We start from the raw sequence: 19333 nt of genomic DNA, 5'->3' as shown, positions 1-19333 counted from the left end.
CGATTCCGGCGCCAGCGGCGGGATGGGCGCTCACTGGCGGGGTTTGGCTTGGACCGTGCGCAGGGTTTTCTGTTTGACGATATACAGCGTGACCAGGCTGGCGCTGAGCAGCATCGCGATCCGCCCCCAGACGACGGGCACCAGCCAGCAGGAAATACCGATGCTCAGCCACATGGTGGCGATGGTGTAGGCCTTGCCCTTGAGCGGGATGCCGTTGCCTTCCAGGTAGTCGCGGAACCAGGGGCCGAGCCGGGGATGCTCGACCAGCCACAGGTAGAAGCGCTCGGAGCTGCGCATGAAGCACGCCGCGGCGAGTAGTAGAAAGGGCGTGGTAGGCAGGACCGGCAGGAAGATGCCGATCACGCCGAGCGCGACCGCCAGCCAGCCGAACGAGAGCAGCGCGTAGCGCAACAGCGGGTTGCGATAGCGCCGCACCTCGCGCCGGCTCATGGCGGTCGGCCCGTGGTCAGTGACGCCGCGGCTTGAGCAGGGCGGGCTTTTCCTCGGGCGCATGGCAGATCAGATAGAGCGCGGTGAGGATTTCCGGAATCTGCGCGACCATCTCGGCGACCAGTTCGGGGCTGGCGGCGATCTCGGCGAACTCGGGCTGCTCGTCGAACAGGCCCGAGCCGACCATGATCGGCAGCAGCAGCTCGCTGACTTCCTCCTCGGCGTCCTCGAACCAGGCTTCCTCGCGCAGGAACACCCCTTCCATGAAGCCGATGCACCAGCCGCGCAGCTCGGAGTCGTCCGGATCGTCGCCCAGGTCGAGCTCGCAGGGCAGCTCCATGTCCTCGTCGCTGGCCAGTTGGCGGGCGATGTGGGCCTTGAGCTGGACCAGCGTCGCCTCGATGGCGTCGCGTTCGGTGTCGTCCTGGTATTTCGGCGGCTCGGCGAACAGGGCGTCGATCCACTCGCGCTCGGGCACCTGCTCGGAGCAGATGGACAGCGCGGTCAGGTAGCCATGCGCAGCGATGTAATCAAGCGCTTCCTCATGCAGGTCATCGGCATCGAGGAAGACTTGCAGACGGGCGAGTTGCTCGGCGAAGGACATCGGGAACTACCTTGAGGAAGAATTCAGGCGGATTCTAGACGAGCCGCGGCCTAGAGGCCACTCGCCGGGCGCGGGGCTTGCCGCCGCGCGACCGGCCGGCGGTCGAGCGACGGCCTGCGGGCGGCGCCTGGCGTATACTGCGCGCCTTGTTTCGGAGACCGGCATGCTCGACCAGGCACAACGCATCCTCAAAGACGTTTTCGGCTACGACGCCTTCCGCGGCAACCAGGCGGCGATCATCGAGCGGGTCGCCAGTGGCGGCGACGCCCTGGTGCTGATGCCCACCGGCGGCGGCAAGTCGCTCTGCTACCAGGTTCCGGCGCTGCTGCGCGAGGGGCTGACGGTGGTGGTCTCGCCGCTGATCGCGCTGATGGAGGACCAGGTCGCCACGCTGGACGAACTCGGCGTGCCGGCCGTCGCGCTCAACTCGATGCTCGAGGCCGACGCGCAGCGCGAGATCGCCGAGCGGATCCGCCGCAAGGAGATCAAGCTGCTCTATCTCGCCCCGGAGCGCCTGGTGCAGCCACGCATGCTGGCGTTCCTGCAGCGGCTCGAGATCGCCCTGTTCGCCATCGACGAGGCGCACTGCGTGTCGCAGTGGGGTCACGATTTCCGCCCCGAGTACCTGCAGCTCGGCCAGCTCGCCGAGCTGTTCCCGCAGGTGCCGCGCATCGCCCTGACGGCGACCGCCGACAAGCGTACCCGCGAGGAAATCGTCCGCCGCCTGCACCTGCAGGACGCCGAGCGCTTCCTGTCCAGCTTCGACCGGCCGAACATCTTCTACCGCATCCTGCCCAAGGACCAGCCGCGCAAGCAGCTGCTGGGCTTCCTTGCCGAGCGCCGTGGCGACGCGGGGATCGTCTACTGCCTGTCGCGCAAGAAGGTCGAGGAGGTCGCCGAGTTCCTCTGCGCCCAGGGCTTTCCCGCGCTGCCCTACCATGCGGGCCTGTCCAACGAGCTGCGCGGCTATCACCAGAAGCGCTTCCTCAACGAGGAAGGCCTGATCATGGTCGCCACCATCGCCTTCGGCATGGGCATCGACAAGCCCAACGTGCGCTTCGTCGCCCACCTGGACCTGCCCAAGTCGCTGGAGGCCTACTACCAGGAGACCGGGCGTGCCGGCCGCGATGGCCTGCCGGCCGACGCCTGGATGGCCTACGGCCTGCAGGATGTGGTGTTTCTCAAGCAGATGCTGGCCAACTCCGAGGGCGACGAGCAGCACAAGCGCGTCGAGCTGCACAAGCTCGACGCTATGCTGGCGCTCTGCGAGGAAACCCGCTGCCGGCGCCAGGCACTGCTGGCCTACTTCGACGAAGTGCTCGACCAGCCCTGCGGCCACTGTGACAACTGCATCGACGGCGTGCAGACCTGGGACGCCACCGAGCCGGCGCGCCAGGCGCTGTCGGCGATCTACCGCAGCGGCCAGCGCTACGGCGTCGGCCATCTGGTCGACATCCTGCTGGGCAAGGACAACGAGAAGATCAGGAGTTTCGGCCACCAGCAGCTGTCGGTATTCGGCGTCGGCAAGGCGCTCTCCGAAGGCGAGTGGCGCACGCTGTTCCGCCAGCTGGTGGCGCGCGGCCTGGCCGACGTCGATCTGGAAGGCTTCGGCGGGCTACGCCTGAGCGAAAGCTGCCGGCCGCTGCTGCGCGGCGATGTGCGTCTGGAGCTGCGCCGGGAAATCCCGAGCAAGGCCGCCAAGCCCGGCGCCAGCCCGGCGAGCAGCCTGGTGCGCGGCGAGGAACGCGAAACCTGGGAAACGCTGCGTGCGCTGCGCCGCAAGCTGGCCGAGGAGCATGGCGTACCGCCCTACGTGATCTTCCCCGATGCGACGCTGCTGGAGATGCTGCGCAGCAACCCGCGCTCGCTCGCCGACATGGCGCGGGTCAGCGGCGTCGGCGCGCGCAAGCTCGAGCGCTACGGCCAGGCCTTCCTCGATGCGCTGCAGGGTGCCACCGCGCCGGTGCGGTCGGCTGGCGACCTGCGCCACGAACTGGTGTCCCTGGCGCGCGCCGGCATGACCCCGGCGCAGATCGCCCGGCAGCTCGACTGCACCGAGAAGAACGTCTACGCCATGCTCGCCGAGGCCATCGCCGAGCAGCAGCTGAGCCTGGAGCAGGCGCTGGACCTGCCCGAGGCGCTGCTCGAGGAGATCCAGGCGGCGTTCCTCGATGGCGAAGGCGAGCTGCCGGCGGTCGCCGAGCTGGCGCCGCGGTTCGCCGGCCGCGTTCCCGAGGCGGTGCTGTTCTGCGTGCGTGCCGCGCTGCAGGCCGAGTTCGAACTGTAACCGGCTGCGTCAGACGGACGTCGCTCCGGCGGGCGCGGCGCCCGGTTTCGCGCGGCCTGCCTGGGCGACGGCCCGTTTCGTTGATTGCATCGCGCCATTGGTAGTCTTGCCTTGTGTTCCGGGGCTGTGGTTAGCTCGCTAATAATTAGTAATTCTGGAACTCCAGGTCCCATGTATACCGAGCAACACCGCTTCGCCATGCAACTGGCGCAACTGTCGCGTGGCTGGCGCGCCGAACTGGATCGCCGCCTGGCCGATCTTGGCCTTTCCCAGGCCCGCTGGCTGGTTCTCCTGCATCTCGCCCGTTTCGATCACCTGCCGACCCAGCGCGAACTGGCGCAGAGCGTCGCCGTGGAAGGCCCGACCCTGGCCCGGCTGCTCGACAGCCTGGAAGCGCAGGGCCTGGTGCACCGCCAGGCCTCGCCCGAGGACCGGCGCGCCAAGCGCATCGTCCTCGGCGAACCGGCGATGCCGCTGATCCGCCGCATCGAGGCGATCTCCACCCAGGTGCGCGAAGAACTCTTCGCCGGCATCTCCGAGGAAGACCTGCGCAAATGCCAGCAGGTCCACGCGCGGATCCTCGCCAACCTCAACAAGCGCTGAGTCGGCCCTCAGAAGCTGCGCCCGAGGTCCAGGTAGAGCGCCTGCTCCTCCTGGTCGTTGGCGCCGTAGCCGATGTTCAGCGGGCCGAGCGGGGTGTCGTAGCCGAGGAAGATGCTGGCCGCGTTGATGTAGCCGCTGTCGAAGTCGTTGTCGTTGTTCCAGGCGCGGCCGCGCTCGAGCGAGGCGCCTAGGTAGACGGGGAAATCCAGCGGCAGGAAGGCGCGCGGGGTCATGCGGCGGTAGTAGACGACGCGGCCGAGGCTGATGTTCTGCCCGGCCACGGCGTCCTGGCGAAAGCCCGACAACTGGCGAGCACCGCCCAGCAGGAAGCTGGAGGTGACCACTTCGGTGTCGTCCAGCGTGCGGCCGTAGCGGCCGCCGATCACCCAGGTGTTCGGCCCCAGCCCGAGCGCCTTGTCCAGGCGCAGCTGCCACTGCCGGTAGCGTTCGTCGGAACCGAGCCCGGGGGTGTACTGCCGCAGCGTCAGGCCGATGTCCTCGCCCTCGTGGGGGAAGTCGACGTCATCGAGGGTGTCGAAGGAGTAGCGCAGCTCGTAGTAGCCCTCGCTGAAGCTGAAGTCCGGCAGGTCGCGCTCGCCGACCCGCACGTCGGCATCGCCCCAGGCCTGGCCGATGCCGAAGCGGAGCTCGCCGTTGTTGGCGATCTGGCGACCGAGGTTCAGCCCGTAGCCATAGCGCTGCAGGCGGTATTCGGCGATCGGGTCGTTATCGAGAATGGCTTCGACGTTCTGCGCCTCGAGATACAGGTTGGGCGCGGCGAACCAGCGCGAGCCGGCGTCCAGCGGCTGGTAGAACTCGCTGAACAGTTCCTGGCGGTCGCCCAGTTGCAGGCGCGTGAGCCATTCGGCGCCTAGCGGGTTGATGCCGTTCTTGCGAAAGCTCGCGCCGATGTTGTACGCGCTGTCGCCGCGAAAATCGTCGGACAGGTTCAGCCCCAGGCGCAGGTAGTCGGTGCCGGCGCGCTTCTGCTTGGCGCTGACCACCAGGGTGTTGCCGACCTGGCCGTGTACCACGCGGTATTCGACCTGCTCGAAGTAGTCCAGGCCATAGAGCGTGCCCATGTCCTTCTGCAGGTCGCCGAGGTCGAGCGGCTCGCCGAGGCGCTGGCGGATGTGCCGGCGGATCACCGCATCGGCCACCTCGGAGTCGTTCTCGATGCGGATGGCCGAAATCACCGGCGCCCGCGGCTCGGCGCTGCGCGCCAGGGTCAGCGCCGGGTTGCCACCGGCGGGGCTGCGCAGTTCGGCGAGGCGGCCTTGCAGCGCCTGTGCGGCGCGGTAGCCGGCATCCATCAGCTGCTCGGTGCTGCCGAAGTCGGTGGAGCCGTAGGCCGCCAGCGGCGGCTGGATGAGGACGTCTTCCGGGCGCTGGGTGGCCAGCTGGGCCTCGGAGTTGCGCCGGGTCATCATGGTGGTCGTCTGGTTCAGCACATCGACCACGGTGAGCAACTGGTCGCGCGCCATCAGCGGCGTGCCGATGTCGACCACGATGAGGCGGTCGACGCCCATCTGGCGGGCCACGTCCATGGGGATGTTGTCGACCATGCCGCCGTCGACCAGCAGGCGACCGTCGACCTCCACCGGCGCGAACACCGCCGGGATCGACATGCTGGCGCGGATGGCCTGGGGCAGGTGGCCACTGCGAAACACCACCTTGGCGTCGTTGGCGATGTCGGTGGCCACCGCGCGGAAGGGGATCGGCAGGCGATCGAAGTCGCGGGTGTCGCTGACATGAACCAGCAGGCGTTCGAGCAGCAGGGCCAGGTTCTGGCCCTGGATCACCCCCAGCGGCAGGCCGAGGCTGCCGTCGTCACGGAAGCTGAGCTTGCGCTTGACCAGGAAGTCGCGGTCGTCCTGCTTGCGGCGGAAGGGCACGTCGGCGCGCGGCGGGTCGTCGGAGAGCACCTGCTGCCAGTCGAGCGTGCGGGCCAGCTGCTCCAGTTCCGCGACGGTATAGCCCGAGGCGTAGAGCCCGCCGATCACCGCGCCCATGCTGGTGCCGGCGATGGCGTCGATGCGCACGTCCTGTTCCTCCAGGGCCTTGAGCACGCCGATGTGCGCCAGCCCGCGAGCGGCACCGCCGGACAGCACCAGGCCGGTGCGAGGCAGGTCGGCAGCGCTGGCCAACAGCGGCAGGCAACTGAGCAGCAGGAGCGAGAACAGGCGGTACATGGCGGAACCCGGCGAGCGAAGGGGGACGGAGCTCGGGCATTATAGGTCCGCCACCATCGCCAGGAGCCCCGCCATGAACCGTGCCAAGCCGGAAATCGTCATCACCTATTGCACGCAGTGCCAGTGGTTGCTTCGCGCGGCCTGGCTGGCGCAGGAACTGCTGTCGACCTTCGCCGACGACCTCGGCCGGGTTGCCCTGGAGCCCGGCAGCGGCGGTGTCTTCCGGATTACCTGCGACGGCGAGCAGCTCTGGGAACGCAAGCTCGACGGCGGCTTCCCGGAGGCCAAGGTGCTCAAGCAGCGGGTGCGCGATCGCATCGACCCGGAGCGCTCGCTCGGCCACAACGACCGGCCCTGAACGGCTCAGGCCCCGGCGCTTGGCGCGGAGGCCTTCAGGCGACTGGCAATGATGCTGGCAAGGATGATCAGCGCACCGCCGGCCAGCATGCGCGGGCCGGGCTGTTCGTCGAACAGCCACCAGGCGATGGCGATGCCATAGACCGGCTCCAGGGCGAAGATCACCGAGGTGGTGCGCGCCTTGAGCACCCGCAGGCTGGCGACGAACAGGCTGTGGGCCAGGCCGGTGCAGAGCACGCCGAGCAGGGCGATCCACAGCCAGTCCAGCGCCGGGACCTGGCGCCAGGCGGGCGCGCTCGGCAACGCCAGCACGGCGACGATGGCCAGGTTCTGCCAGAGCGCGCACTGCACCGGGTCGAGGCCGCGGGTCACCGCGCGGTTGAGCAGCGAAAGCAGGGCGAACAGCAGGCCCGAGGCGACGCCGTAGAGCAGCCCGCCGGTGGCCTGGCTGGCGAGATCGAAGTTGGGCGCGACCAGCAGCAGGCCGAGGCTCACCAGGGCGACCAGGGCATGTTCGGCCGGCCGCGTGCGTTCACCGAAGAGCAGGCCCTCGAGCAGGATGGTGAAGGCAGGGAAGCTGGCGAAGCCGAGGGTGGCGATGCCGACCCCGGCCGTCTTGACCGCGATGAAGAAGGTCAGCCAGTGCCCGCCGAGCAGCAGGCCGCCGAACAGCAGCCGGCCGCGCTGGCGCCAGTCGGGCAGGGCACCGCTGCGCGGCAGCAGCGCGGCGACCAGCAGCAACGCCAGCACGGCGAACAGGGCGCGGCCGAAAGTGATGGTCAGCGGGGTGCTGGCGGCCAGCTTGCCGAGCACGCCGGACAGGCCGAACATCAGCGCGCCGAGGTGGATCGCCAGCAGGGCGTTGCGTGGGGTCATCGTGGTTCCGGTGGCGATGGCGTGCGGGTCGAGGCTGGCCGTACGCCGATGCGGGTCAGAGTATGACCTTGTCGCGCAGCTTCTGTGCGGCTAGGTTCAGCGCCTGGATGACGCGTTCCTTGTCGAAGTTCTCCACGCCGTTGGTGTCCAGGTACATGGAGAAGCCCGGCATCTCGTGCTCGACGAAGCTGGAGGTCGCGCCCAGGTCACGGCGGAAATCGACCACCTGGTAGATCTGCACCGGCCGCGAGAAGCCCTTGACGCCGATCTGGCCCTTGTCGCGGCACATGATCACGTCCTTGACCAGCGAGTAGGTCTCGTGGGAGATGAGGATCTCGCTGGCTTCGGCGGCGCTTTCCAGGCGGCTGGCGAGGTTCACTTCGCGGCCGATGATGGTGTAGTCCATGCGCGTGTCGGCGCCGAAGTTGCCGACCGTGCAGTAGCCGGTGTTGATGCCCATGCGAATCTCCATGGGCTTGGTGATGCCCTGGGCGCGCCACTGCTGGCGCAGCACCTTCATGTGCTTGCGCATGGCGATGGCCATGGACACCGCGGCGACGGCGTCCTTCTTGGCGCCCTGGCTGGTGGGGTCGCCGAAGAACACCATCACGCAGTCGCCGACGAACTTGTCGATGGTGCCGCCGTACTTGAGGGCGATCTTCGACATCTCGTTGAGGTAGTTGTTGAGCAGGTCGGTCAGCGCCTCGGCTTCCAGCTCCTCGGACAGTTCGGTGAAGCCCTTGATGTCGGAAAAGAACACCGAGAGCTTCTTGCGCTGGGTCTCCAGGCGCACGTGCCGCTTGCCGCTGAAGATCGATTCCCACACCTGCGGCGACAGGTATTTGGCGAGGCTGCGCGCCAGGCGTGCGGCCTTGGCCTGCTCGGCCTCGATCTCGCTGCGCGCCTGCGCCAGGCGCAGGCCCTGCTGGTGCACGTAGTAGGCGGTGGCACAGATGTACAGCGAGGTGACCAGGATGCTCACCAGCGAGACGAGCGCCGGCGTGGTGCCCAGGTACTCGAACGGCAGCAGCAGGTAGCCGGCGCCGATCGCCAGGCCGGCGCAGAACATCGCCAGCAGCATGCGATGCAGGCTGCCGCCAACCAGCGCGCTGAAGCACAGCGCGAGCAGGAACATCAGGCTCGGCACCACGGCAAAGCCCAGCAGCACGACCCCGGTGCCGGCGTTGAAGGCGTCCAGGCAGATCAGTACCTGCGAGGTGCGCTCGGCGTGGTCGCGTTTGAAACGGTAGGACAGGTGATAGGCGAAGTGCGGGTAGAGCAGGGCGTAGGGCACCATCCACAGCAGGTCGGCGGAAAAGAACTGGGTATAGGTGCCGGCGGCCAGGGTGGCGGCGCAGGCCAGGTAGGCCAGGACGCGCGAGTAGTACTCGCGCAACGTGCGAGTGGCGAGGCCGTTGCGGCGTTCGACCGTGATGGTGCTCATCTGGCGTGCTTCCCTGAATTTGTACGACGCCCTGTTCCAGGCGCTGTTGGCGGCCGGTCGCGACGGTTATTTGGCGAACCAGGCACATCTGGGTGGTCCGGCGGCTGGATGCAAGCATCGCACCAGCCCTTCCCGGCCAGACCGAGGCAGCGATGATAACCAAGCCCCGCGTCCACGCCAAACGCGCGCAACGGCCCGGTCTAGACGCCTGGAATCAGAGGGGCAGGCGACCGGTCAGCATGTCGCGCAGCATTACCCAGTCGCCCATGAAGCTGTACAGCGGGTATTGGAAGGTGGCCGGGCGGTTCTTCTCGAAGACGAAGTGGCCGACCCAGGCGAAGCCGTAGCCGGCGACCGGCATCGCCAGCAGCCAGAGCCACTGGCCACTGGCCAGGGCATAGGCCAGGATGGCCAGCACCAGCAGGCTGCCGGCGAAGTGCAGGCGGCGGCAGGTACGGTTGCGATGCTCGGCGAGGTAGAAGGGGTAGAACTCGGCGAAGCTGGTGAAGCGCTCGGTGGTCTGGCTGCGCATGGCGAACCTCCTGTTGTTGTTGTAATTGTCCGGGCCGGCGTTGCGCCCGGGGCCTGCGCACCCTAGCAACGCCGGGCTTGCAGGCCAGTGTCCGCCGGTGCCAGTTTAGTAGCCTTGCAGCGCAGCCCTGCCGCCGGATGAAGACCGCAACGACCATGACGAGCACTCCACGCACGACCTCCTCCAGTTGGGCCGGTGCGATTGTCCAGGCGCTGGAGCGAAGCGGCCTGGATGGGCGCAGCCTGTTCGCCGAACTGGGGCTGGACCATGGCGCGCTGGCCGACCCCGATGCCCGTTTCGCCCAGGATGACATGACCCGGCTGTGGCAGCGCGCGGTGCAGCGCTCCGGCAACCCGGCCATCGGCCTGAGCCTGGCCGAGGTCACCCACCCGGGCAGCCTGCACGTCGTCGGCTATGCCTTGATGGCCAGTCAGAACCTCAGGGACGGCCTGGCCCGGCTGGTGCGCTACCAGCGGATCATCGCCGAGGCGGCCGACCTGCGGCTGCAGCCGGTGGCCGAGGGCTATGCGCTGGTGCTCAGCGTACACGGCGACGACCTGCCGGCAGCGCCGCAGGCGGCAGAGGCCTCGCTGGCTGCCTGCCTGGCCTTCTGCCGCTGGCTGGCCGGCCGCGCGCTGCAGCCCCTCGAGGTCTGCTTCGCCAGCCCGCCTCCGGCGGATGCAAAGCCCTACCAGGCACTGTTCCAGGCCCCGCTGCGCTTCGACTGTGCGGACTACCGGCTGCTGTTCGCCGCTGCCGATCTCGAGCGGCCACTGCCTACCGCCAACGAGGCGCTGGCGCAGCTGCACGACCGTTTCGCCGGTGACTACCTGGCGCGCTTCGCCGGCAGTCGCATCAGCCATCGCGTGCGCCAGGTGCTCTGCAGGTTGCTGCCGCATGGCGAGCCGCGCCGCGACGCGGTGGCCCAGGCGCTGCACCTGTCCGAACGCACGCTGCAGCGCCGCCTGCACGCCGAAGGCAGCAGCTTCCAGCGCCTGCTGGACGATACCCGCCGCGACCTGGCCGGCCAGTACCTGGCGCAGGCGGACATGGCGCTGCTCGAAGTCGCCTACCTGCTGGGCTTTGCCGATCCGAGCAACTTCTACCGCGCGTTCAAGCGCTGGTACCGGCTGACGCCGAGCGAATTCCGTGCCGCCCGCTGTGCCGGCGAGGAACCCACGTCCGAGCACGCGGCCCTAAACACAGAGCGGCTGCCGAGGCCGCGCCCCTCCGACTTGCAAGACAGGTGATCAATTGGCTTCCAGTCTGCTGGCACTGCTCGACGACATCGCATCCATCCTCGACGACGTATCGGTCATGACCAAGGTGGCCGCCAAGAAGACTTCCGGCGTGCTGGGCGACGACCTGGCGCTCAACGCCCAGCAGGTCGCCGGTGTGCGCGCCGACCGCGAGTTGCCGGTGGTCTGGGCGGTGTGCAAGGGCTCGCTGCGCAACAAGGCGATCCTGGTGCCGGCGGCGCTGCTGATCAGCGCGCTGGCGCCCTGGCTGATCACGCCGCTGTTGATGCTCGGTGGTGCCTTCCTCTGCTACGAGGGCTTCGAGAAGCTCGCGCACCGCTTCCTGCACCGCGGCCAGGACGAGCACGCCGGCAGCCGCGAAGCGCTGCTGGACCCGACGGTGGACATGGTCGCCTTCGAGAAGCGCAAGATCAGCGGTGCGGTGCGTACCGACTTCATTCTCTCGGCCGAGATCATCGCCATCACCCTGGGCACGGTGGCCGAAGCGACCTTCGCCACGCAGGTGGCGGTGCTGGTCGGCATCGCGCTGATCATGACCGTCGGCGTCTACGGGCTGGTGGCCGGCATCGTCAAGCTCGACGACCTCGGCCTGGCGCTGAGCAGGGCCGGCAGCGCGGCGCTGCAGGGCATCGGCCACGGCATCCTGGCGGTGGCGCCCTGGCTGATGAAGGGGCTGTCGGTGGTCGGTACCGCGGCGATGTTCATGGTCGGCGGCGGCATCCTCGCCCACGGCATCGGCGCCGTGCATCACCTGATCGAGAACAGCGCCGAGCAGAGCCTGGCCATCCCCTACGTCGGCAGCGTGCTCGGCGGCCTGCTGCCGACGCTGCTCAACGCGCTGTTCGGCGTGCTCGCCGGCGGCTTGGTGTTGGCACTGGTCGGTCTTGGCAAGCGCCTGTTCGGCAGCAGGCGCGAGACGCCTGCTCAGTGACGCCAGAAGGCCGGGGTGAGCAGCACCAGCACGGTGATGATTTCCAGGCGGCCGAGCAGCATGCCGGCCGACAGCAGCCACTTGGCGGCGTCCGGCAGGGTGGAGAAGTTGCCGGCCGGGCCGATGATGCTGCCCAGGCCCGGGCCGACATTGCACACCGCGGTGGCGGCGCCGGTCAGCGCGGTGAGCATGTCCAGGCCGAGCAGGGCCAGGGCCAGGGCCAGCGCGCCGATGGAAATGGTGAAGAAGAACGAGAAGGTCAGGATCGAGCGGACGATTTCCTCGTCCAGCGGGTGGCGGTTGTACTGCTGCTTGATCACCGCGCGCGGATGCACCAGCTGCTGCAGGTTGGCCCTTAGCAGCGAATAGGCGACCTGGAAGCGGAAGATCTTCAGGCCGCCGGAGGTCGAGCCCGAGCAGCCGCCGATGAAGGTCAGGTAGAAGAACACCAGCACGGCGAACTCGCCCCACAGGGTGTAGTCGCCCAGGGCGTAGCCGGTGGTGGTGACGACGGAGACCACGTTCAGCGAAACGATGCGCAGGGCATCGAGGTAGGCGTGCTCCGATTTGGCCCACAGCCACAGCGAGAAGCCCAGGCAGATCAGCACCAGCATGACCACGAAGCCTTGGACCTGCTGGTCCTTGAGCAGCGCATAGCGGTTGCCGCGCAACGTCGAGACCATGAGGATGAACGGCATGCCGCCGAGCGCCATGAACACCACCGCGACCCAGTGCGCCGAGGGGCTGAAGTTGGCCATCGAGTTGTCGGAGGTCGAGTAGCCGCCGGTGGCGATGGTGGTCATCGCGTGGTTGATCGCCTCGAAGGGCGTCATCCCGCTGAGCCAGTAGGCGATGCCGCAGGCCAGCGTCAGCCCCAGGTAGACGATGAGGATCGCCTTGGCCATCACGTGCGAGCGGGGCAGGGCCTTCTGCGACCAGTCCGACGACTCGGTCTGGAACAGCCGCATGCCACCGACGCGCAGCAGCGGCAGGATCGCCACCGCCATGCCGATGAAGCCGATGCCGCCCAGCCACTGCAGCATGGAGCGCCACATCAACACTCCCGGCGAGGCGTGATCCAGCCCGGTGAGCACCGTCGAGCCAGTGGTGGTGATGCCCGACATGGTCTCGAAGAAGGCGTCCGTGTAGCTGATGTGCTGCAGCAGCATCATCGGCAGCGCCGCGAAGCAGCACACCACCAGCCAGCTGACCGTGGTGAGGAAGTACATGTCGCGCGGGCGCAACTGGGTCATCGCCGGGCGGCCGGGAATCACCAGCGCCATGCCGCAGCCGAAGGTGATCAGGCTGGCCCAGAGGAAGGCGTTGAGTTCCTCGGTGCGGTCGAAGACCAGCAGGGTGCCCATCGGGACGCCCATGCTGGCGGCCAGGGTGATGAGGAAGATGCCGAGGATGAAACCGATGATGCGCAGGGTCGGCAGGGCCATTCGGGGGCTCGGCTCAGGTGAACGAGGCCGCACATTGTACCTGCGCCTTCGGGCCAGTAAACCGTCCATCGAATGCTTTGCCGGCGGCTTTTGCGCCGACGCCGCGGGCATCTTCCCAAGCGCCTGGCGATGAATAGAATAGCGCGCTCGGGCGCCGGCCCTTTCCGGTTCTTCCGTAGTAACCCCACATGTCCGCGAACAATCCCTGCCTCACGTGCGGCGCCTGCTGCGCGCACTTTCGTGTGTCCTTCTTCTGGGGCGAATGCGCCTCTTCCGGCGGCAGCGTGCCCGACGACCTGACGGTGCAGGTCAGCCCCTTCCACGTCGCCATGCGCGGCACCGAAAGCAAGCCGGCGCGCTGTGTCGGCCTGCTCGGCGAGGTCGGCTGCGGCGTACGCTGCACGGTCTACGAACAGCGCTCCTCGGCCTGCCGTGAGTTCGAGGCGGCCTGGAGCAACGGCGAGCCGAACGAGCGTTGCGATGCCGCGCGCGCCGCCCACGGGCTGCCACCGCTGGTGCCGCCGTTGCAGCCGCAGCTGTCGCCGGACCGGGTGGCCTGAGCCGGGCCGGCGGTTGTACGGCGCGGCAGATGCGCCTCTAATGGGCGGCCAACCTCTCGAGGAGTTGATGGATGGATGCGCTCGACCTGCTGCTCAACCGTGTATCGGTGCCCCGCCTCGGCGACCCGGCACCGGCTGCCGACCAGCTTGACCTGATGTTTCGTGCGGCGCTGCGTGCGCCGGACCATGGCCAGTTGCGCCCCTGGCGCTTCCTGACCATCGCGGGCGAGGCGCGCCAGGCGCTCGGCGAGCTGTTCGCCGATGCCGTGCGCCAGCGCGACCCGGCGGCGGCCGAGGCCCAGGCCAAGGCGCGCAACATGCCGCTGCGCGCGCCCCTGCTGGTGGCCATCATCGCGCGTCTGCAGGCGCACCCGAAGGTGCCGGAGAGCGAGCAGCTGCTGGCGGCGGGTTGCGCGGCCCACGGGCTGCTGCTGGCGGCCCAGGCGCTCGGCTTCGGCGGCATCTGGCGCAGCGGTGAGCTGGCCTTCGATCCGCACGTGGCCACCGGGCTCGGCCTCGCCGCCGACGAGCGCCTGCTCGGCTTCATTTATCTCGGCACGCCCGAGGGCCGCCTGCGCAGTGCGCCGCAGCTCGACCCGCTGGACTTCGTCTCGTCCTGGCCGCCGCGCCAGCAGTAGGGCTCAGGCGCCTTTCGCGGTGCCTTGCAGCGGCAGCTGCAGCGTCGCGACGAAGCCGCCCTGCGGGTGGTTGCCCAGGAGCAGCCTGCCGCCGTGGCGTTCCGCGGCGCGGCGGGCGATGGCCAGGCCCAGGCCGTGGCCGGCAGCGGTTTGGCCCGGGGCGCGGAAGAAGGGTTCGCTGAGCTGCGGCAGGTGGTCGGCCTCGACGCCCGGGCCATGGTCGCGTACGGCGAGTTCCAGCTGACCGTCGACCGTCGTGGCGCTGAGCTCGATGGGTTGGCCTTCGGGATTGAAGCGCAGGGCGTTGCGCAACAGATTGTCCAGCGCCCGCTCCAGCATGTCCGGCCAGCCGCGCAGGGCGATGTCGGCCTGCAGGTGGCTATTGATGCGCTGGTCCGGCGCGACCAGTCGCGCATTTTCCTTCAGTTGTTCGAAGATCCGCTCCAGCTCGACGGGCACGGCATCGCCCGGGTCGGCGTCCAGGCGCGCCAGTTCGAGAATCTCCTGGATCAGCGCCTCCAGGCGGTCGCACTCCAGGCGCAGGCGCGGCCAGATCGCCTCGCGCTCGCTGGGCGTCGCCCGTTCGGCCAGCGCCAGGGCGATGCGCAGGCGTGCCAGCGGCGAGCGCAGCTCGTGGGAGACGTCGCGCAACAGCTGGCGCTGGCTGTTGATCAAGCTCTGCAGGCGCGCACCCATGCGGTTGAAGTCGCGCGCCAGGGTGCCCAGTTCGTCGCGGCGGCGCGACAGCCGCGCCAGCGAGTTCTGCTGGTAGGTGGTCTGGCCGAGGTCGTGCACCGCGCTGCGCAACCGGCCCAGCGGGCGGGTGATCGACAGGGTCAGCAGCAGGCTGAAGCCGGCCAGCACCACCAGCGCGATGCCCAGCGCGCTGATCGGCCAGAGCAGGCTGCCGCGGTGCCACGCCTGCAATTCAGGCAGCGGGATACGGTAGATGAACAGGTAGGTGGCGCCGGTGGCCGGGCTGGTGTAGTCGTCGGTCAGGCGGCGCCAGGGCAGGCGCTGGTCATGCTGGTTCTGGCGGGCTTCGAAGATCGCCGCGCGCGCCGGGAAGGTGCCGCGGATCACCGGCTGGCCATTCTCGGCCAGCACCTGCACGTCGATGCGAAAACGCCGCCGGTGCTCCTCCAGGTAGAGCTGGGCGGCGGTCGGGCCGTGCATCTCGTAGACCGCGGTCCAGGTCGGCGCGAGGCGGTTGACGCCCGGATGGCGGCTGAGGATCCAGGCGTCCTGGTTGAGCGCGTGGCCGAGCAGCAGGGCCAGGCCGGCGACCAGCGCGATGGCCAGCCAGAAGGTCGCGAAGATTCGCCAGAACAGTGAGCGCACGGTGGTCCTCCACGGCAAAGCCCGCGGCCGGGCCGGTCGCACGGGCGACCGGTCGGCAGCGGGCGGTCAGGGTTGCGGCGGTCAGCTCTGCTTGTTCTGCTCGGCTTTCCACTTGAGGAATTCCTCGCGCTCGGCGCGCTTGTCTTCCATCTTCTTCTGCAGTTCCTCGAACTGCTTCTGCTGCTCGGGCTTGAGCAAGGCGTTGATCTGCTGGCGGGTCTTCTCCTGGCTGCTCGCCAGTTCGTCCTGCATGGCCTTGCGCTCGGCATCGGGCAGCTTGTCGAGGTAGCGCTGGGTGATGTCGTGGCGGCTCTTCATCTGCTCGCCCATCAGCTTGCGGATCTCGCTCTGCTGGTCGCGGCTGAGGTCGAGCGCCTGGAACATGTGCTGGCCGCGCTTGCCGTGGTGCTCGCCGGGGCCGGCATCGGGCATGGCGAAGGCGAGGGTGGGCAGGGCAGCGGCGAACAGTACGGCGGTGAGGGTCTTGCGCATGGTCTGGGTTCTCCTGGTTCCGTGACCGGTGCCTGGTGGTGCGGGTTCAGGCCCGCTTGCACCGGATGGAGCCCAGTCTAGGTAGCGCAAGGTCAGCTGCCGTCAGTGCTCGGTAAAGCCTGGGTAAAGCCTCAGGGGGCATACAGATAGCCGCGGCTGCGCAGCGCGACGATGCGCGGGCGGCCGTCGGCGTGCGGGCCGAGCTTGCGCCGCAGGTTGCTGACGTGCATGTCCAGGCTGCGGTCGTAGAGGGTGAGCTTGCGCCCCAGCGCATGCTGCGCCAGCGCCTGCTTGTCCAGCGGCTCGCCGGGCTGGGCGAGCAGCGCTTCGAGGATCCGGCCCTCGGACAGCGTCAGGCTGACCTCGTGGCCGTCGATGCTCGCCACGCCGCGTGCCGGGCTGTAGCAGAGATCGTCCAGCTCCAGTTGCGAGGGGGTCGCCGGTGGCTGGCTGCGGCGCAGCACGGCGCGCAGGCGGGCGGTCAGCTCGCGCGGGTCGCAGGGCTTGGCGAGGTAGTCGTCGGCGCCGAGTTCGAGGCCGAGGATCCGGTCCAGCGGCTCGCCGCGCCCGGACAGCATCAGCACCGGCAGGCCGGGATGGTCGCTGCGCAACTGCTTGAGCAGCTCGAGGCCGCTGCCGTCGGGCAGCATCACGTCGAGCACCACCGCCGCCGGTTGCAGCTCGGCCAGCGCCTGGCGGGCGCTCTGGCCGTCATGGCAGGCGTGGGTGACGAAGCCTTCCTGGGCGAGCCAGCTGCCAAGCAGCTCGCACAGCTCCTGGTCGTCGTCGATCAGCAATAGTTCGGTCATGGTGTTCCGATCAGTTGATCCATTCCCGCCGGCGGCGGTTGCGCGTGACCAGCAGGCCGAGAATGAAGCTGACCACGCCGACGCCCGCGCCGGTCACGAACCACTGCTGGCGCTCGTCGAGCAGCGGTGCCAGCTCGCCGACCTCCTGGCGGGCTTCCTCCAGCTGCAGTTTCAGCCGCTGGTTTTCCTGGCGCAGCCGTGTCAGCAGCGTGCGCGTGGCCTCGATATCGAAGTCGCTGGCGTGGGCTTGCTCCAGCGGCGCCGCCGGCTGGACGAGCGCGGCGCTGGTGCTGGCTTCGGCGGTATCAGGCGCCGGCTCGAGCGCCTGGGCATGGGTCAGCGAAGGCGCCAGCAGCAGGGCGAGCGAGGTGATCAGCGGGGCAGGACGCATCGGGACTCCTTTCCGGTCTCGGCGCCTCGACAGGAGGCACCGCTTGGTCCGCTATCGGCTCAGGGCAGCACTTTCTTGAAGGGTTTGACCAGCACGTCGCTGTAGACGCCGGCGGCCTTGTACGGATCGGCGTCGGCCCACTGGCGGGCGGCCTCCAGGGAGTCGAATTCGGCGACCACCAGGCTGCCGCTGAAGCCTGCTTCGCCCGGGTCGTTGCTGTCGACTGCCGGATGCGGGCCGGCCAGCACCAGGCGGCCTTCCTGCTTGAGCTGCTCGAGGCGGGCGAGGTGGGCCGGACGGGTAGCCAGGCGCTCGTTCAGCGAGCCGGGGGCGTCGGTGGCGATGATGGCGTAGAGCATGGAGGACTCCTGGGCAGCGGCGGCCGGCGGGCGTGCCGGCCGCGGGGATGAAGCCGGCGATAATAGCAAACCGGCTGTTGCAGAAAAGCGGGCCCGGCAAGGGCTGGCGGCTGCCGTCGCACCTCTGCCGGGGCCGTGGGTCAAAGGCTCAGCAGCGAAAGCCCGGACAGCCGTGGCGCCCGGCGTTACACTTCGGCGCCTTCGCACTCGTCGCAGGCGCTGCGGCGAGGTCACCAGGAGAGTTTCGATTTTGATGAGCGTGGATCTGCACTGCCACAGCACCGCTTCCGATGGCACGCTGGCGCCGGCCGAGGTGGTGGCCCGCGCCCACGCCCAGGGCGTGCGCCTGCTGGCGCTGACCGACCATGACACGCTCGACGGCCTGGAGCAGGCAGGCCAGGCCGCGGCGCGCCTGGGGGTCTCGCTGGTCAGCGGCATCGAGCTGTCCTGCCAGTGGAACGGGGCTACCATTCATGTACTGGGATACGCCTTCGAGCCCCAGGCGCCGGCGCTGCAGCACGCCATCGCGGCCCTCCATGACGGGCGCTGGCAGCGCGCACGACTGATTGCCCAGCGCCTGGAGGCCAAGGGCATGGCCGGCATGCTCGAGGGTGCCCGCGCGGTGCAGCAGGAACTCGGCGAGAGCGACAACGCCCCGGCCCGGCCGCATTTCGCCGAGGCGCTGGTGCGCGCCGGCCACGTGCGCGACCGCGCCGAGGCGTTCCGCAAATGGCTGGGTGCCGGCAAGCTGGGCGACGTCAAGCAACACTGGCCCTCGCTGGAGCAGACGATGTCGACGCTGCAGGATTCGGGCGCCTGGATCAGCCTGGCGCATCCCTGGCAGTACGAGTTCACCCGCAGCAAGCGCCGCCGGCTGGTCGCCGCGTTCGCCGAGGCGGGCGGTCATGCGCTGGAAGTTTCCAACGGCATGCAGCCGGCCGAGCAGGTCGGCGGGCTGTCGATCCTGGCCCGCGAGTTCGGCCTGATGGCCAGCGCCGGCAGCGACTTCCACGGGCCGGGGCAGTGGTCCGAGCTGGGCCTGTACCGGCCGTTGCCCGAGGACCTCGCGCCGCTGTGGCGGCATTTCGGAGATGACGGCCGGCTACCGGCCGCCGGCTGAACAGGGAGCAGCAGATGAGCCAGTTCTTCCAGATCCATCCGGACAACCCGCAGCCGCGGCTGATCAAGCAGGCGGTGGAAATCATCCGCGGCGGCGGTGTGGTGGTCTATCCCACCGATGCCAGCTACGCCCTGGGTTGCGCGATCGGCAACAAGGCGGGCATCGAGCGCATCCGCCGGATCCGCCAGCTCGACGACAAGCACAACTTCACCCTGGCCTGCCGCGACCTGTCGCAGCTCGGCGTGTTCGCCAAGGTCGACACCGCCGCGTTCCGCCTGCTCAAGGCCAACCTGCCAGGGCTCTACACCATCATCCTGCCGGCCACCCGCGAGGTGCCGCGCATGCTGCTGCATCCCAAGCGCCGCACCATCGGCCTGCGCGTGCCGAGCAAGCCCATCGCCCAGGCGCTGCTGGCCGAGCTGGGCGAGCCGCTGATGAGCGTCAGCCTGATCCTGCCCGGCGAAGAGCTGCCGATGAGCGATCCCTACGAGATGCGCGACGTGCTGGAGCACCAGGTGGACCTGATCATCGATGGCGGCTACGGCGGCGTCGAGGCATCGACCGTCATCAGCCTGGTCGATGATCAGCCGGAAGTCCTGCGCGCCGGCGCCGGCGATCCGGCCCCCTTCATGCTCTGAGTGAC

At 68.9% G+C, this 19333-nt stretch carries 21 protein-coding genes; 9 read left to right on the top strand and 12 right to left on the bottom strand.

Annotation, left to right across the window (positions count from 1 at the left end; translation table 11 throughout):
- Positions 1–30 precede the first annotated feature (30 nt).
- Positions 31–450 (bottom strand): YbaN family protein, encoded by a 420-nt coding sequence (locus L3N39_RS18425; protein WP_237258874.1) that lies wholly within the window; start codon positions 448–450, stop codon positions 31–33.
- A 16-nt stretch (positions 451–466) separates the two neighbouring features.
- Complete coding sequence (locus L3N39_RS18420) at positions 467–1054, bottom strand: UPF0149 family protein (protein WP_237258873.1); 588 nt, start codon at positions 1052–1054, stop codon at positions 467–469.
- Positions 1055–1217: 163 nt separating this feature from the next.
- Between L3N39_RS18420 and recQ the strand changes: the two genes are divergently transcribed.
- Together recQ and L3N39_RS18410 are read left to right on the top strand one after the other, a co-directional pair.
- The gene (recQ, locus tag L3N39_RS18415) at positions 1218–3341 is read left to right on the top strand and encodes a DNA helicase RecQ (RefSeq protein ID WP_237258872.1); all 2124 of its coding nucleotides are present in this window, start codon (positions 1218–1220) and stop codon (positions 3339–3341) included.
- Between the two features lie 171 nt (positions 3342–3512).
- Positions 3513–3944 (top strand): MarR family transcriptional regulator, encoded by a 432-nt coding sequence (locus tag L3N39_RS18410; protein ID WP_237258871.1) that lies wholly within the window; start codon positions 3513–3515, stop codon positions 3942–3944.
- A gap of 8 nt (positions 3945–3952) precedes the next feature.
- Here L3N39_RS18410 and L3N39_RS18405 read toward each other — a convergent pair whose 3' ends face one another.
- Positions 3953–6136, bottom strand: a complete 2184-nt coding sequence (locus L3N39_RS18405) for a patatin-like phospholipase family protein (RefSeq protein WP_237258870.1) — start codon at positions 6134–6136, stop codon at positions 3953–3955.
- Between the two features lie 73 nt (positions 6137–6209).
- Between L3N39_RS18405 and L3N39_RS18400 the strand changes: the two genes are divergently transcribed.
- A complete protein-coding gene (locus tag L3N39_RS18400) occupies positions 6210–6494 on the top strand; it encodes an Rdx family protein (protein WP_237258869.1) in 285 nt (94 codons plus the stop codon).
- 5 nt (positions 6495–6499) lie between these two features.
- Here L3N39_RS18400 and L3N39_RS18395 read toward each other — a convergent pair whose 3' ends face one another.
- The 3 genes from L3N39_RS18395 to L3N39_RS18385 all read right to left on the bottom strand — a co-directional run bounded on the left by L3N39_RS18395 (position 6500) and on the right by L3N39_RS18385 (position 9345).
- Positions 6500–7369 carry a DMT family transporter gene (locus tag L3N39_RS18395; RefSeq protein WP_237258868.1) on the bottom strand — a complete coding sequence of 290 codons (870 nt, stop codon included), beginning with the start codon at positions 7367–7369 and terminating at the stop codon, positions 6500–6502.
- A gap of 55 nt (positions 7370–7424) precedes the next feature.
- Positions 7425–8813, bottom strand: coding sequence for an adenylate/guanylate cyclase domain-containing protein (locus L3N39_RS18390; protein WP_237258867.1), 1389 nt, complete (start codon positions 8811–8813; stop codon positions 7425–7427).
- 214 nt (positions 8814–9027) lie between these two features.
- Positions 9028–9345 (bottom strand): Mpo1-like protein, encoded by a 318-nt coding sequence (locus tag L3N39_RS18385; RefSeq protein ID WP_237258866.1) that lies wholly within the window; start codon positions 9343–9345, stop codon positions 9028–9030.
- Between the two features lie 155 nt (positions 9346–9500).
- On the opposite strand from L3N39_RS18385, the gene L3N39_RS18380 reads away from it, so the two are divergent.
- The gene (locus tag L3N39_RS18380) at positions 9501–10595 is read left to right on the top strand and encodes an AraC family transcriptional regulator (protein WP_237258865.1); all 1095 of its coding nucleotides are present in this window, start codon (positions 9501–9503) and stop codon (positions 10593–10595) included.
- A 4-nt stretch (positions 10596–10599) separates the two neighbouring features.
- Positions 10600–11535, top strand: coding sequence for a DUF808 domain-containing protein (locus tag L3N39_RS18375; protein WP_237258864.1), 936 nt, complete (start codon positions 10600–10602; stop codon positions 11533–11535).
- Here L3N39_RS18375 and L3N39_RS18370 read toward each other — a convergent pair.
- Positions 11529–12980, bottom strand: a complete 1452-nt coding sequence (locus L3N39_RS18370) for a TrkH family potassium uptake protein (RefSeq protein WP_237258863.1) — start codon at positions 12978–12980, stop codon at positions 11529–11531. The two genes, L3N39_RS18375 and L3N39_RS18370, sit on opposite strands and share 7 nt — an antisense overlap.
- Before the next feature lie 188 nt (positions 12981–13168).
- Here L3N39_RS18370 and L3N39_RS18365 point away from each other — a divergent pair, with 188 nt between their 5' ends.
- On the top strand, positions 13169–13540 hold the full coding sequence (locus L3N39_RS18365) for a YkgJ family cysteine cluster protein (RefSeq protein ID WP_237258862.1): 372 nt from the start codon (positions 13169–13171) through the stop codon (positions 13538–13540).
- A 71-nt stretch (positions 13541–13611) separates the two neighbouring features.
- A complete protein-coding gene (locus L3N39_RS18360) occupies positions 13612–14178 on the top strand; it encodes an NAD(P)H nitroreductase (RefSeq protein ID WP_237258861.1) in 567 nt (188 codons plus the stop codon).
- Between the two features lie 3 nt (positions 14179–14181).
- Here the strand turns inward: L3N39_RS18360 and L3N39_RS18355 are convergent, their stop codons facing one another.
- From L3N39_RS18355 to L3N39_RS18335, 5 genes are all read right to left on the bottom strand, one after another.
- Positions 14182–15519 carry a sensor histidine kinase gene (locus L3N39_RS18355; protein ID WP_237258860.1) on the bottom strand — a complete coding sequence of 446 codons (1338 nt, stop codon included), beginning with the start codon at positions 15517–15519 and terminating at the stop codon, positions 14182–14184.
- An 81-nt stretch (positions 15520–15600) separates the two neighbouring features.
- Positions 15601–16011 (bottom strand): Spy/CpxP family protein refolding chaperone, encoded by a 411-nt coding sequence (locus L3N39_RS18350; protein WP_237258859.1) that lies wholly within the window; start codon positions 16009–16011, stop codon positions 15601–15603.
- Between the two features lie 131 nt (positions 16012–16142).
- On the bottom strand, positions 16143–16820 hold the full coding sequence (locus L3N39_RS18345) for a response regulator transcription factor (protein WP_237258858.1): 678 nt from the start codon (positions 16818–16820) through the stop codon (positions 16143–16145).
- A gap of 10 nt (positions 16821–16830) precedes the next feature.
- A complete protein-coding gene (locus L3N39_RS18340; RefSeq protein WP_237258857.1) occupies positions 16831–17211 on the bottom strand; it encodes an SH3 domain-containing protein in 381 nt (126 codons plus the stop codon).
- A gap of 59 nt (positions 17212–17270) precedes the next feature.
- Entirely contained in the window at positions 17271–17570 is a 300-nt protein-coding gene (locus L3N39_RS18335; protein ID WP_237258856.1) for a YciI family protein, read from the bottom strand.
- Between the two features lie 253 nt (positions 17571–17823).
- Here L3N39_RS18335 and L3N39_RS18330 point away from each other — a divergent pair, with 253 nt between their 5' ends.
- Positions 17824–18690: a PHP domain-containing protein gene (locus tag L3N39_RS18330; RefSeq protein ID WP_237258855.1), complete on the top strand. Its 867-nt coding sequence runs from the start codon at positions 17824–17826 to the stop codon at positions 18688–18690.
- Between the two features lie 14 nt (positions 18691–18704).
- Positions 18705–19328 carry an L-threonylcarbamoyladenylate synthase gene (locus L3N39_RS18325; protein WP_237258854.1) on the top strand — a complete coding sequence of 208 codons (624 nt, stop codon included), beginning with the start codon at positions 18705–18707 and terminating at the stop codon, positions 19326–19328.
- Positions 19329–19333 lie beyond the last annotated feature (5 nt).

It is taken from the genome of Pseudomonas oligotrophica (assembly GCF_021726475.1).
Classification (GTDB): domain Bacteria; phylum Pseudomonadota; class Gammaproteobacteria; order Pseudomonadales; family Pseudomonadaceae; genus Stutzerimonas; species Stutzerimonas oligotrophica.
This window is presented reverse-complemented; position numbering and strand designations above follow the sequence as displayed.